The organism is Gottfriedia acidiceleris, from assembly GCF_050457485.1.
GTDB classification, from domain to species: domain Bacteria; phylum Bacillota; class Bacilli; order Bacillales; family Bacillaceae_G; genus Gottfriedia; species Gottfriedia acidiceleris_D.
In genome coordinates this window covers 44,138-58,418 of record NZ_JBCMJM010000017.1, presented here as the reverse complement: position 1 = coordinate 58,418, position 14,281 = coordinate 44,138, and the positions used below count along the sequence as shown (strand labels likewise).

The window sequence follows — 14,281 nt, the reverse complement described above, 5'->3', positions numbered from 1 at the left end:
TTATGACATTAAGAGATATCTTAAAAGACATCTTAAAAAGTAATAAAGTTACATTGTACTTTTATGACTATATTAGAAAAGCAAGATATGATTTTATTCCTATGATTAGACCAGTCATTATACCAAATATTATATTCAACTTTAAAAAGTTTTTAAGGGTAACTCGTATTGATAGAAAGAGTCGTTTTGAAAAATTAAAAAGTATAAAAAATAAACATTTAGGTGAAAGATGTTTTATAGTCGCAACGGGACCAAGCCTGAAAGTTGAGGATTTGGAAAAACTTCGTGGTGAAATTACATTTAGTATGAATTCAATTTGCCTCGCGTTTAACGAAACAGATTGGAGGCCGACCTATTATGGTATTCAAGATATTAGAAATTATTTTAAGTTCAAAGATGATATTAAAGAATTGGATTCAGAATGCAAATTTATTGGTGAATCTATTTTAAAACGTGATACTGTTTCAGAAGAATTTTACGTTTATCCAATGAACATGCTAAACCATAATTGGATGCATAAAAAATATAATACAAAATTTAGCGATGACGCATTTGCAGTTGTGTATGATGGATATACAATTACTTACTCACTTATACAAATTGCAGTTTACATGGGATTTAAGGAGATCTATTTACTTGGAGCAGATAGTAATTATTCTAGGGATTTGAACCACCATTTTAAAAATTATGATTATCATGATTCTAATTATACAGTTGCTGGCTTAAAAATGATTGATGCGTACAAAGTGGCAAAAGAATACGCGGATAAGAAAAACATTAAAATCTTTAATGCAACTAGAGGAGGAATGCTTGAAATATTTGAAAGAGTCGATCTTGATAATGTTTTAGCAAACAATAAAATAGAAGAATCTTTAGTTTATTTAACTTAATAAAAATCCAAATTGACAGATATTTAAAAAGATGATAATTTTTGTGATAAGTAGTTCTCAATAAAGAAAAAATATGATTTGTTAATTGCTAGACTATACCTCCTTATGTGATATTTTTTTTAGTCATTGTTCAATATAATGAACAGCTACTTTTAAACTTAAAAAATTAACGATCTTACATCAAAGGACAAAAAGAGGGAGCTTTAAATGGAGGAGTTTACTTATATTTATATAGATAACTTTCTATATAGTTCGCTTTACATAAACTTAGAGCAAAGTTTAATTGGTCTTATATTCTTCCTGTTTTTTAAAGGGAAACCTTTTGGTTTTCTTGAAAGGGAGACGAAAATTAGATTTATTAATTTTTTTATACCAATAGTTAGACTTATTCGAGTATTGGAATTTGCATATTTATATTTTAAAAAAAGGAGAATTAATAAAGTAAAGCCTGGTACTTTTCCAACTTTGTCGTCATCGCATTATGGAAATTGTTTAATTTTGGTGGGGCACGGTGAGCATAAAATTGTAAATCTTAGAGAGAAAAGTGTTACGACCATATTTCCTAACAATTTTTCAAGTAATGTAATGGAGGATAAAATTTATAAACTAATCGAGGCTCAAAATTGTAAATTATCCCAAAGTTTACTAGAGTGGAATATTAGTAATAGATTTATGAAAGAATCTTATGTAAATTTAAAACCGGCTTGCTTTAGTCTTCAGAATGTTCATACAGAGGCTTTACCTATATTAAGAGATATTTTATTAAGTAAAAACTACCAAATAGTCTCATTGGGGCAACATCTCCAAAACGTTACAAAGAGGATAGATGAATTGTTAAATCCTTTATTACAAGAAGATTTTACATTAATTAATAGTGTAAAATCTATTTTTGAATTTGTTTCAGATATAAATATAGAATTGAAAAAAAATTGTTTAAAAACAGAAATACTTTTAGGATTCACCCATGGAGATTTTTGGGAAGGAAATGTTCTGAAGAGTAAGAAGATAACTAAGGTAATAGATTGGAATACTTTAGAAATTAGAAGTTCGTTTTTTGATCTTTACTTTCTTATATTTGAAAAACTTTCAAATGTAAGTGAAATAAAGTTGTACGAAACAAGTGGAGAATTTGAAAACTTATTTCATATTTTTATTCGGAATTACTTAGAAGACAATTTTATTAACTCAGAAATAGCAGCAATTCTAGTAAATCAGTCGGAAATTTATAGATATATATTTTACTTAGAATTTATTCTTCGAAAGATAAAGGGAAATCTTAAAGGAGAACGAATATATTTTGAATATCTAGTAGAGCGAATTAAATTTTTTCAAGCATATGAAAGTAAGCTAAACGAAAATAAATACAATAATTGTATAGTAGAAAAAATTCAGTAGAAATATTTTATGTGAACGTTCTTTAAAATGAACAAGCCCTTTTAATCTATAAGAAGATATCAGGAGGAAGATAATTTATGAAAATCATTGGTGTTATTCCAGCTAGATATAATTCGTCAAGATTCCCAGGCAAGCCATTAGCAGATATTTGTGGAAAACCAATGATTTGGTGGGTTCACGAACGATTAAAAGGATTAGAGGGTCTAAGTGAGGTATATGTAGCAACAGATAATCTACGAATTAAAGAAGTTTGTGAAAGCTATGGAATAAAAACGATTATGACTTCTGAAAATCATAAAACACATCTAGACCGATTATACGAAGTTTCCACATTAGTAGACGCAGATTTTTATATAAATGTAAATGGGGATGAACCATTAATAGAAACTGAGGCAATTAGAAGGATTCTTCCTAAAGAGGTTGATTCGAATTCATTATATGTATCAAATTTAATGACGGAGTTAAAAAATCCTTTGGAGGCGGTTGATTTTTCAAAGATTAAAGTTGCCACGGATGTTTTTGGATATGGTTTATATTTAGCTCGAAGCCCAATTCCATACCCAAAAGGGACATACGATTTTTATTATAAAAAGTTTGTTGGAGTACAGTGTTTTACAAAAAGTGCATTGGAGTTCTGTTATTCAGCACCGAGAGGCCCTTTGGAAGCAGCTGAAGACATTGACGAGTTTAGATTTATTGAGAATGGTCAAAAGATAAAATTTGTGGAAGCAAATGTGACGACTCTTTCTGTAGATACTCCAAAAGATTTAGATAAAGTACGGGATATCATAAAAAATCGTTTAGAAAGTGTGGTATTTGAGTGAACAATATAAAGCTACTCGACTGTACTTTACGCGATGGTGGATACATCAACGATTGGAACTTTGGTAAGAGGACGGTTAAAAAAGTAATTGAAAAGTTGACCCAGTCTAATATAGACATTATCGAATGTGGATTTCTTAGAGATGTGGATTATGATAATGATACTACAATTTTCAATGATATTGAAAAAATCAAAGAACTGATTCAGCCAAAAAATAAAGATACTATTTACGTAGCTATGATTGATCAACCATTCATCTCAATCGATAAAATAAAAGTATATGATGGTACTTCAATTGATGGAATTCGATTAACGTTCCATGATAATGAAAAAGAAATTGCTGAAGCATTAGAATATGGAAAAATGTTAATTGAAAAAGGGTATAAAGTGTTTATTCAGCCAGTTGGTACTACTAGCTACACTGATGCAAATCTGTTAGCTTTGATCGAAAAAGTTAATGAGTTAAAACCATATGCATTTTACTTAGTAGATACACTTGGGATTATGTACAAAAATAATTTACTAAGAATGTACCACCTACTAGATCATAATCTTGATAAAACAATTAACATCGGATTCCATTCTCATAATAATTTACAATTATCTTTTTCAAATGCCCAAGAATTGCTAACGCTACACACTAAAAGAAATATAATAATAGATTCTTCGGTATTTGGTATGGGAAGAGGAGCAGGGAATTTATGCACGGAGCTAATTTCTGAGTACATCAATGAAAATATTGACGAAAAATATAAAATAGTACCGTTATTGGAAATTGTTGATGAACATTTGAGTAGATTTTTTAATGAGCCTAAATGGGGTTATTCCGTTCCCTATTTCATAGCGGCAATCAATAATTGTCACCCTAACTATGCATCATATTTAATGAATAAACAGACGATTTCTGTTAAGTCAATCAATACAATATTGAGGCAAATTCCGAACAAAAAACGAGATATCTATGCTGAAAATTATATTGAAGATTTATACATAAGTCATCAAATGCAATTGGTAGACGATACAGAAAGTTTGAAAAGATTAAGGAAGCTAATTGGTAATAAAAAGGTACTTATTATAGCACCAGGTAAATCAATCGAAAAAGAATTAGAGAATATTAAAACGTTTATAAACGAAGAGCATCCGTTTATTATTAGCGTAAATTTTTTACCTAGTCCTTTTAACTGTAACGCCATTTTTATTAGCAATAGTAAGAGATTTAAGAGTATGGAAGATGTAATAAAAGATAGACCATTTACTACAACTTTGATTACAACGTCAAATATTACAAATTTAAAAGTGGATTCACCTATTGTTGTTAATTATTCTGATTTACTGCTAGAAAACTCCTTAATTTCAGATAACGCAGGATTAATGGCTATTAATTTATTAAATCGTTTATTTATTGATCATGTGTATCTTGCGGGATTTGATGGGTTCAGTTTAAACAAGGCTAAAAACTACTATTCAACAGAATTAATTAATCATATTGAAATGGTTGAGCTTGTTAAGAAGAATGAAGAAATAAAAAATTACTTAGCCAATGTAGAAAAGCATATGGAAATTCACTATGTAACGTCGACGATTTATAAAGATGTTCATTTGTATAGTAAGACATATTAAAGCGGAGGGCATATGAAATATTCTACAATCATTTTTGACTTAGATGGAACATTATTAGATACAGCGGAAGGAATCATGATTGGCGCGAATCATACTGCAATTCTAATGGGGGCACCCGAATTAACAGTTCAACAGCAGAGACGATTTATTGGTCCACCACCTGTCGAATCATTTATGCGAGAGTGCGGTTTTAATGAAGAGAAGGCTAGAGAAGCTGTAAAAATATATAGAAGTAGATATAAAGAAAAGGGTAAATTTGAAGCTAAGCAATATAGCTATATTAAAGAGTTACTATTTTCATTAAAAGAAAAAAATTGTACTACGGCAGTTGCAACACTAAAGAGGGATGATTTAGCAAAAGATATTTTGGAAAATTTCAAATTGAGTAAGCACTTTGATGTTATTTTCGGGGTTGACGATGCCGATACTCTTAGTAAATCAGATCTAATTTTAATGTGCTTAGAAGAGATAGGGCAAAATGATTTGTCAAAGGTAGTATTGATCGGTGATAGCATGCATGATGCAATCGGCGCTGAAAAAGTAGGAATCGATTTTATCGCCGTTACCTATGGTTACGGTTTTGAAAGTATAGTTGATGCAGGTAAGTGTAAGAACGTTCACGTAACTGAGAGCGTTGAGGGGCTCTTTGATTTTTTTGAATTAAAGCAGACAATCAAGTATTAATTTCATTTGTACGGGTTATCAATACTTTGTATAAAAAGTGGATAATGGAGCGGTTACTTTGAAAAATAAATTAGCAAAAGTAGTTGCAGGGTTAATCATATTATTTATCTGTGCTCTAGTAATTTATATAATTTGGGATAATAACAGAATTACAATAGCAAAACAAGATGTCTTAGTAGACCACTTACCAAAAGAATTTGAGGGATATAAAATTCTTCAAATTACAGACTTGCATAGTAAAGAGTTTGGTAAAAATCAAAGTCGCTTGTTAAAATCCATTAATTCCACTGATTATGATGCCATTGTTTTTACTGGGGATATGATTCTTAAAAGCCAAAGTAATAATGTTAAGCCTTTCTATCAATTATTAGAAGGAATAAAAAACAAAGAGAATGCAATTTATATACCTGGAAATGAAGACCCAGAGGCATATTATGTAAATTCAAAAGGTGTATTAGTAAAGAGTAAGTTCATAAAAGGAATTGAAAAACGTGGTATCAAATTCTTGGAATCTGTTTATTCAGTCAAAAAAAACAATTCCTCAATTAACTTCGTTGACTTTGAAACGTCGATCCTGAACGCTTCTCAAAGTGAAAAACAAACAAATGGGATCTTCTTACCTGAATATGTACAAACCAAGCAGTATATTGAGCACCGTAAATCATTAATTAAAGAGATGTCCGGTATTAATCGTTTAAAAAAGAATGATGTCTTAATTGCGCTTAATCACTATCCTATAGTTGACACGAGAATTGATAGTCTTTTAAATGATTCTAGTCTGAAGTTTAGAGATCGGAAATACGATTTGATTATTGCTGGACATTATCATGGGGGGCAAATTCGTTTACCTTTTATAGGAGCACCATTTGTTCCAGAGGGATGGTATAAATGGGGTGGTCTGTTTCCTCCACAAAACCGAGTTAAAGGTCTTTGGGAGTACAAACATACTAAACAATATGTGAGTACAGGTCTTGGAAGCAGCAATTTTATTCCATTCCTAAAGTTTCGTTTATTTAACCCACCTGAAATTAATGTTTTAACATTAAAACAAAAAAAATAAAATTAACAAGATGTTGAAACATATTTTCTTAATTATAGTCTAACTACATTTTAATTTTTACTAAAAGGAGCAATATCCGTGAGCTGGAAAAAAATAATGTTGCGCATTGGAATTGTTTTGACCGTACTGGTAGTTATAGCTGGGGCTACTGGATTTTATATTTATCATGAAGTAACGAAAACGACTAGCGTTATCTATCACCCAATTGAAAAGACGGAGAAAAGGGTAGAACCCGTCAGCGTTAAAGAAAAAAGTCCATTCTCAGTTTTACTTCTAGGAGTAGACAAACGGCCAGGTGACCAGGGGCGCTCAGATTCCCTAATGGTCATAACCGTAAATCCTACAAAACATACGACGAAAATTATTAGTATTCCCCGCGATACTCGTACTGAAATAGTAGGGAAAAATCGTACTGATAAGATTAATCATGCATTTGCATTCGGTGGTATACAGATGAGTGTAAACACTGTGGAGAAATTTTTAAACATACCTATTGATTACTATTTGGAGGTCAATATGGAGGGATTTAAGGGCATTGTAGATGCAATTGGTGGAGTAGAGGTTATGAATACACTAGACTTTACAAATGACGGTTATCACTTTAAAAAGGGATTATTGTCTTTAAATGGGGAAAAGGCGTTAAGTTTCTCGCGAATGCGTTACGAGGATCCACAAGGTGATTTTGGACGTGAAGCTAGACAACGTCAAATTATTCAAGAAGTAATTAACAAAGGAACAAAAATTAAAAGTTTAGTGAGTTATAAGGATATATTAAATTCGATTAGTAAAAACCTAGAAACTAATTTAACCTTAAATGAAATGTTCGATATTCAGAAAAGCTACCGCGTTGCCACTGACAGTATTGAACAACAGCAATTAGAAGGAAGTGGGAAAATGATTAAAGGAATCTACTATTATTTAGTACCGGAAGAAAATCGTTTAGCACTTTCAAACGAACTACGCGATCAGTTGGGATTAACTCAATAAGAAAAAACCCCGATTTGTATTATAGTTTAACTATATTACAAATCGGGGTTTTTTTGCTTTGATCTTTAATCTGAACAAAAGACTATTCCTCTGATATTTATCCTCTGTAGTTTCTACAAATTTCTACATATTGATATTCGATCATAAATCTTTAGGCTACTAAAGACCTAGTACTTAATCCTGGTTTTACCTTTGAAATCTGAAAAAAAATAGAGAATGAACAGTATTTACGTTTAATCATTTTCGTGTTTTATATGTAAAAAGAACTAATTAATAGAGTAATAGTTAGTATAGTTCTGTTTTTACAACAGAAAATAACAAATAAATACAATATTCGTCAAAAAGTGATTTAAAACAACAGTATTATCGTCGTTTTTTGTCAAAATAGCACTTTTTATAGAGGTTCAACTCAATTGTTAGATTATTTAGTCTTTTGTATAGTTAAATTGTATACGTTCTCACTGGAGAACAGAATACAAACTATATACAATTTAGGGAGAGAGAAAGAGATGAAAAAGGTTAAGAGTAAAGTTGTAATAGGGATTGTATCTGCCGGTTTAGTTATTTCTGGAGGAATCGCATTCGCAAGTACTAACGCAGGGGAGTTATTAACAAACTGGGCTAATTCGAAAACTTCTGATGCAAAAACAGAGCTTTCTTCATCATACAAACCAAAATATGATTCTTCAGTTGCAGATATGAAAACTAACGTAAACAATTACAAAGTTGATGCTGCAAACACGATCGAATCAGTAGGAGACGCTCAAACAAAATTAGCAAATCAACAAATTAGTGCGGCTTTAAATGAGCATATTGCTGCAATTTCTGAAGCTATGGCAGCTTTAAACATGAGCATTCCTGCTGATTTTGCTAACTATGTTTCAACAACAAATGGTAAAACAACATCTGATTTAAATGCATTAGCAGATACATTAAATAGTAGCTTTAATGCACAGCTTTCAGCAGTTGCTAAAAGTGCGGATTCAAAACTTCAATCTAATTTAAATTCTTCTCGTACAACAGCTGTAAACACTTTAACACAAAAAATTCAAGATGCTAAAGCTGAAATTACTACATTAATTAACTCTCAAGCATCTGATTCCCAAAAAGCTGTTTTAGAGCACTTATCTTCTGAAATTGATCGTATTGAAGCTTCATTAAAAACTGAAATTGACACGCAAAAAGAAGCAGCATTTAAAACTTTAGAAGATACACAATCAAAAACTACTAATGATGCGATAAAAGATATGCAAAATTTAGTGGATGCGATTAATAAATAAGATAATTTCCATTATTAGCAGTAAACATGAATTTTAAATTCATAAAATTAAAGAGTTTGTTTTTTTTCATGTAGTCATTAGGAGGTAAATTATGCAGAATCGTACTGAAAAAACAGAAAAACAAACATGGATCTCCAAAAAAATTAAAAAGCTTTTAATTGGCTCTGTTACGTTAAGTGGTGGTTTGCTCATCGCAACGACGTTTTCATTTGCCGATACAAATTTACCTGCAGCAATGACTGCATGGACAAGTCAACAAACTAAACAAGCAAGCGATTATATTATTGGAATGACCGAAGCAGAGTCTACTAAGCAAAAAGCACGCTTAATTCAAGAGGTGCAAGAAAATGCTAAAGAATCTGCTGATGAAATACAAGAATATGCGACACAAAAAAGCATAGAATCACAAGCAGAGCTTCAAAAGTATGGAGATCAATTGATTAAACAAATTGATAGTAAGAATGAAAAAGATGTACAAGAAGCAAAAGCGAGAATTGATAAAATTATACAAAACGCTCAGGAACAAGCAAAAGAAGAAATTAAACAGCAAGTTCCTAAGGGGAACTCAAATAATGGAAATAAATCCAATGAAACATCTAACTCGAAAAATGATGATTCACAAAATACAAACAGCCAAGATCAGTCTAGCGGGGAAGGTCAACAGTAATGAATGCTTCAAAAATTGAAGAACAAAAAGCAGTTGAAGATAAAAACGTACAAACTTTTAGTCAGTCATTATTTGAATGGATGAGGTTCTTTCTAATTTTAAGTATTCTTTTAGTTATTTTACTAAACACAGTTGGACTTACAAAAGTTAGCGGATTTTCAATGTACCCTACTTTAAACGATGGGGATGTAGTCTTTGTGAATAAATTAGCTCGTTTTACTCATGATCCTGAACTTGGAGATGTAGCGATTATGAAATTAAGAGCTGAAGGATTTGATGTTGTAAAACGAATAATTGGAGTTCCCGGGGACACAGTTTTTATAAAAAATGGAATTATTTATGTGAATAACCAACCAGTTCCAGAAATCTCCACAAATGGGACTTCTGAAGATATGGAAAAAATAACGGTTCCTAAAAACAAGGTATTTGTTGTTGGTGATAATCGAGAGCCGGGAATAAGTTTCGATAGTCGAAGTAAAGATTTTGGATTTATACCTATTAATGACATTAAAGGTTATGTACTTGTTTCAATTTTACCTATTCATAAAATAGCAAAACCACTTAAAGTGTAATCTGTCTAATGGAGGCACGAAAGAAAATGGAAAAAAAGTCAATGAAAAAGAAAATTGCAGTTGGAATACTGGCTGCTGGAATCTTAACATCTTCTAGCTTGGCATTTGCATCTACTAATGCCGGGGAGTTATTTACAAATTATGCCGCTCAATTATTAAGTGATGCGAAGTCAACTGTTAGTAGCACATTAGGTTCTAAAACTTCAGATATGATTGGGGCATTAAAGAATAAATTAAATGCATATGCTTCTGATACAGAAAATGGCGTTAATAATAAACAAGGTGAGTTAGAACAAGCTGGTGTTAATAAAATTAACAGTCAGTCAGATGAGCATATTAACGCAATCAACAATACTTTACCTGGAATTAATCAAAATACTACAGACCAATTTTCGCAGCTAGTAGCACAATTAAATGCTCAAACTACTGCTGGAGTTGAAGGTGAAGTTAACGGATTAAAACCTGACTTTAGTTCACAAGTTTCAAATGGGCAACAAAAAATTACTGCTGAGCAAGCTAAGGCGCTTGATGAACTAGAAGACGCAATAAACGCTGCTAAAGTAACTTTAGGGCAATTAATCGATGAGCAAAAAAAATCGACTGATGCAACTGTAAAAGCATATTTATCAGATGAAATCAAAAGAGTAACAAATATTATTAATGCTGCAACAGATCAATTAGAGCTTAAGAAAGCAACAGCTCTAGCGAATAAAGCTACATCTATTAAAAATGATACACTTAATGATTTAGATACTCTAGCTGGTGGATTATATACTCCACAAAATAGTTATCTAGCAGACTTTGAAAGTGCAAGTTCACCATTTTCAATTGCTGGTGATTGGGGAAGAATTAATTCAAAAGTAGATGGTAAAACTGACTTTTATTTAATTAGCAATAATATTTCTAATAACAGTTCTTCTACTGCTGAGGTAACAATTAATGTACCGGATAACGCATATAACGCATTCTTATCTTTTGATTATTTAGTACTTTCTCAACTAAATAAAGATATCCTAACGATTTCATTAGATGGAAATGTACTAGTTAGTGAATCGGGTACAGATAACCATTGGATAAATAAAAAACTTACTATTCAGCCAGGTAAACATGTGTTAAAACTTACGTATGCTAAAGATAAATCTGGCAGCTCTAGTAAAGATGCTGGTTATATCGATAACATTTCTCTAAAATATGATTTACGTAAATAAATGATAAGAAGGGCGCTCTTCGTTTGAAGAGCGCCCTTCTTATTTTTGTGGGAAAAAAAATCTTCAAATTAAAATGGAAACATTTTAATTCGAAGGTTTATTTGCCTTGCTTATACTTATTAAACTCAATAAATTTTAATAATTCATCTTTTGGTATTCCTGAATTAATTGCTTCTTGAAGGATATCCATCCATTCAGAATCAATAATTTTTGTTGGATCAATATCATCTTTCAGGAGGCTTTCTGCCGTTGTATTGAAGACGCCAGCAATTTTTTCAAGTACTTGAATTGAAGGATTGCTTTGTAGATTTCGTTCAATCGAACTTATGTAAGATTTTGCGATACCAGCACGTTCTGCAAGCTCTGTAAGTGACATTCCATGTTGTAAACGTAGTTTTTTAATTCGTTCTCCAATCATATAAGCTACTCCATATCTTTTTGACTATTACAAAAAGTATATCATAGTAGGGAGTAGTTATCCTAGTTTTGACATGAATCTTTAACGCAATTGTAAAGAAATGATCGCACTTCATCAGGGCTTATGCCTACTTCAATGCACTCTAGTAGTAAGTCGATCCAGTTTAATTCGGCAGAATGTTCTTCCAATTGACTGTACATGGATAATGGCCTCCTAAAATTAAGGTATAAAATACCTAGGTAACCCTGCTATCTTAGTTCGTTTCATAGTTAAAAAATACAGAAAAATAGTTCTTTTTAACTATATTTACAACTAAGATCAGTGGCTTTGCGTCCCAATCTCTCAATTGGTTTGCCTTTTTCTAGAGAGAGTTCTGGTTGATTTATTACAATTTTTAAAAAATTTATATAACAATTATATAATGAATCCAATACATAGTTTGTAGTAATTTGTAGTTTCAAAAAAAACAATAATATTAATAATATTTCAATTATATTAAAAACATTAGATAAATCAAGGTGTTTTTTTACATTTGAAATAAAAGGAAAAATTTTAAGAAAAAACATTTCGACATTCGATAAAAAAAGTGTCGAAACACCAAAAAACGCTGGTAAAATTTAGTAATTCTAGAATAGTATTCTAGACTAGGCCAAAATAGAAGTGAATGTTAAAAAATGTGTAAAATTCTACTCAAAACGGCATAGTTTTGAAGTTTCTAAAAATAGGAGGAAAGTAATGGTTCTCTTGGATATAATAGGAATTCAAGTTGATAAACTTAAAAAATAAAATGATCAATAAATAGATTAAGTTATTTCACGCTGTTGAAAAACAACCTTGTCAATTAAATTATCAAATTTTCGTAATAGGAGTAGAGTGATGTTGATTNNTGGGGCGAGATTCTTTAACCTTCTCGGCAAGCCTGCGGGGTCTTTAGCCTCCCCGCTTATCCCATAGGAGTCGAGCATCCCTCCGTTTCAATCAACTTATCCATAAAAAAAGTCTGTAATAATTCCTAATCAAATAGCCTTTACTTAGAGTAACTTAACTGTTGTATTTTAAACAGCTTTTAGGTCAATTAATATGGAGCACTAATTAAACTAATCAATTGAATAGGTTTTTCTAAAAATTAGCTCATAATATTTTTAACTTCTAAAAAACATTACTAGTGTTATTAGAATCATAAAATTGATCAAACATATTAACATTAAAATCCATTAATAGAACATCCAAAAAATGATAATTTCATCATTAATAATTGTTCATTTAATGTCCGTTTTCCCTATTGACCATTTTATATTTCTTTAGTTTACTTTGAATCTCTTAATCTTTTTAATGCATAACGATAACTAGACCGTACACTAGATTCTTTCATATTTAAATTTTTTGCAATTTGGGGAAATTCATGATTGAAATAAAACCGTTCAATAAGAATTTGCTTCTGTAAGGGGGAAATTCCATCTAGAAAACTCATGAAATTTACAAGTGAAAATGCCTCATCAAAATATATTAAATCTTCTATACCTTGCTTGGAGAATACGTTTCTTTCATCATATTTAATTGCTTTGGAAAGCTCGTTTAATAAATAGCCTCTTACTGTAATAAAAGCATAACTTGAAAAGCTCCCTTTCTCAGTTTGATACTGCTGATAAGCCTTCCATAATGCGATTTGACCAATTTGATAATATTCATCAAAATTTTTGTATATATGTAACTTCTTCATAGTTGCTTTTATCATTCGGGAATACTGGTTTAAGCATTCCTCGAATGTACTTGGCTTCAATTTTCCTGAAACAACTTGATAATCTACATGTTCTTCACTACATTTCATGCTTACTGCCTTTCTTAAAGGCATGCCCTTTTGTGTATTCCGCGGTGAAGTAACTATATAAAAATATAAGAAATATATCATATTTGGAAACATCAATTAAGAATAAAAAAAATAGAGTGAAATGTGAGTATTGAATTTAAAACTTTAAATTTGCCAGAAATAATTAAATGAAATCTTATCTATTTATATTTTTAAAAGAAGTAAAGTTTACTAAAACACAGGCTAAACGGTCATAGAAGTTTCAAAAATACGTAAAGATAATTTTGATATAATCGATATGTAAAAAATCCTCAAAGGAGGCACATATGTCAAAATTAGATTATGTTGTATCGTATGAAACAATGCTGATTGAAGCTGCGGATCATCCAGAGTTTTTAACCAAAATAACAGATAAAAACAAAGGGGTGATCTATTCAAAGCGGCCAATGAAAGCAATTTTGAAAGAATCCGCCCTCTACCATAATCAATCTATTAAAGGTCATCTCGAAGTCGTAAAAAGTAAATATCCAACTATGAAAAAGATTCCTCTTATGATTAATCCCACATTATCAATTATTATGATTCCTACATCTTCGCAAAATAACATATCTTGCAAATGGCTAAATTTTATCCAAATAAATAAATATATAAAAGAAAAAAGAAAAACAAAAATACAGTTTAGGAATGGAGAAGAGAGAGTATTCCCAATTTCTTATTACATTTTTGATAAACAAATTAGTAAAGCCACAAAGATTATTAGTATGTATTTAAGTCAGAAAGTAGAATATAAGCTAAAATCAGATGAAGAAAAGTTAATGATGATTAAGGAATTAATAGAAGGATATTCTTCAGATGGGTAGGCTAGAGGTA

At 30.8% G+C, this 14,281-nt stretch carries 15 protein-coding genes and 1 riboswitch; of the genes, 12 read left to right on the top strand and 3 right to left on the bottom strand.

Annotated features, from left to right (window positions below; translation table 11 throughout):
* Nucleotides 1-2 precede the first annotated feature (2 nt).
* The 11 genes from ABEY15_RS17985 to ABEY15_RS17935 all read left to right on the top strand — a co-directional run bounded on the left by ABEY15_RS17985 (nt 3) and on the right by ABEY15_RS17935 (nt 11,186).
* Complete coding sequence (locus ABEY15_RS17985; protein ID WP_429891512.1) at nt 3-890, top strand: 6-hydroxymethylpterin diphosphokinase MptE-like protein; 888 nt, start codon at nt 3-5, stop codon at nt 888-890.
* 207 nt (nt 891-1,097) lie between these two features.
* Entirely contained in the window at nt 1,098-2,285 is a 1,188-nt protein-coding gene (locus ABEY15_RS17980; protein ID WP_429891511.1) for a hypothetical protein, read from the top strand.
* A 77-nt stretch (nt 2,286-2,362) separates the two neighbouring features.
* Nucleotides 2,363-3,109 carry a 3-deoxy-manno-octulosonate cytidylyltransferase gene (locus ABEY15_RS17975; RefSeq protein ID WP_429891510.1) on the top strand — a complete coding sequence of 249 codons (747 nt, stop codon included), beginning with the start codon at nt 2,363-2,365 and terminating at the stop codon, nt 3,107-3,109.
* Entirely contained in the window at nt 3,106-4,728 is a 1,623-nt protein-coding gene (locus tag ABEY15_RS17970; protein WP_429891509.1) for an aldolase catalytic domain-containing protein, read from the top strand. The genes ABEY15_RS17975 and ABEY15_RS17970 overlap by 4 nt, the downstream gene beginning before the upstream one ends.
* Before the next feature lie 12 nt (nt 4,729-4,740).
* Nucleotides 4,741-5,412 (top strand): HAD hydrolase-like protein, encoded by a 672-nt coding sequence (locus ABEY15_RS17965; protein ID WP_429891508.1) that lies wholly within the window; start codon nt 4,741-4,743, stop codon nt 5,410-5,412.
* 58 nt (nt 5,413-5,470) lie between these two features.
* Nucleotides 5,471-6,472 (top strand): metallophosphoesterase, encoded by a 1,002-nt coding sequence (locus tag ABEY15_RS17960; RefSeq protein ID WP_429891507.1) that lies wholly within the window; start codon nt 5,471-5,473, stop codon nt 6,470-6,472.
* Between the two features lie 96 nt (nt 6,473-6,568).
* Nucleotides 6,569-7,459 (top strand): LCP family protein, encoded by an 891-nt coding sequence (locus ABEY15_RS17955; RefSeq protein ID WP_429891717.1) that lies wholly within the window; start codon nt 6,569-6,571, stop codon nt 7,457-7,459.
* Nucleotides 7,460-7,968: 509 nt separating this feature from the next.
* The gene (locus tag ABEY15_RS17950) at nt 7,969-8,739 is read left to right on the top strand and encodes a hypothetical protein (RefSeq protein WP_429891506.1); all 771 of its coding nucleotides are present in this window, start codon (nt 7,969-7,971) and stop codon (nt 8,737-8,739) included.
* Between the two features lie 91 nt (nt 8,740-8,830).
* The gene (locus ABEY15_RS17945) at nt 8,831-9,406 is read left to right on the top strand and encodes a hypothetical protein (RefSeq protein ID WP_429891505.1); all 576 of its coding nucleotides are present in this window, start codon (nt 8,831-8,833) and stop codon (nt 9,404-9,406) included.
* On the top strand, nt 9,406-9,978 hold the full coding sequence (gene lepB / locus ABEY15_RS17940; RefSeq protein WP_429891504.1) for a signal peptidase I: 573 nt from the start codon (nt 9,406-9,408) through the stop codon (nt 9,976-9,978). Before ABEY15_RS17945 ends, lepB begins: the two co-directional genes overlap by 1 nt.
* Before the next feature lie 26 nt (nt 9,979-10,004).
* Nucleotides 10,005-11,186, top strand: a complete 1,182-nt coding sequence (locus ABEY15_RS17935; protein ID WP_429891503.1) for a hypothetical protein — start codon at nt 10,005-10,007, stop codon at nt 11,184-11,186.
* A 97-nt stretch (nt 11,187-11,283) separates the two neighbouring features.
* Here the strand turns inward: ABEY15_RS17935 and ABEY15_RS17930 are convergent, their stop codons facing one another.
* The 3 genes from ABEY15_RS17930 to ABEY15_RS17920 all read right to left on the bottom strand — a co-directional run bounded on the left by ABEY15_RS17930 (nt 11,284) and on the right by ABEY15_RS17920 (nt 13,432).
* Nucleotides 11,284-11,604: a helix-turn-helix domain-containing protein gene (locus ABEY15_RS17930; RefSeq protein ID WP_025671315.1), complete on the bottom strand. Its 321-nt coding sequence runs from the start codon at nt 11,602-11,604 to the stop codon at nt 11,284-11,286.
* Between the two features lie 62 nt (nt 11,605-11,666).
* Nucleotides 11,667-11,804, bottom strand: a complete 138-nt coding sequence (locus ABEY15_RS17925; RefSeq protein ID WP_429891502.1) for an anti-repressor SinI family protein — start codon at nt 11,802-11,804, stop codon at nt 11,667-11,669.
* Nucleotides 11,805-11,839: 35 nt separating this feature from the next.
* Nucleotides 11,840-11,970: riboswitch (cyclic di-GMP riboswitch) on the bottom strand.
* A 940-nt stretch (nt 11,971-12,910) separates the two neighbouring features.
* A complete protein-coding gene (locus tag ABEY15_RS17920) occupies nt 12,911-13,432 on the bottom strand; it encodes a sigma-70 family RNA polymerase sigma factor (RefSeq protein WP_429891501.1) in 522 nt (173 codons plus the stop codon).
* Nucleotides 13,433-13,737: 305 nt separating this feature from the next.
* Here ABEY15_RS17920 and ABEY15_RS17915 point away from each other — a divergent pair, with 305 nt between their 5' ends.
* Entirely contained in the window at nt 13,738-14,271 is a 534-nt protein-coding gene (locus tag ABEY15_RS17915; RefSeq protein WP_429891500.1) for a competence protein ComK, read from the top strand.
* Nucleotides 14,272-14,281: the final 10 nt, after the last annotated feature.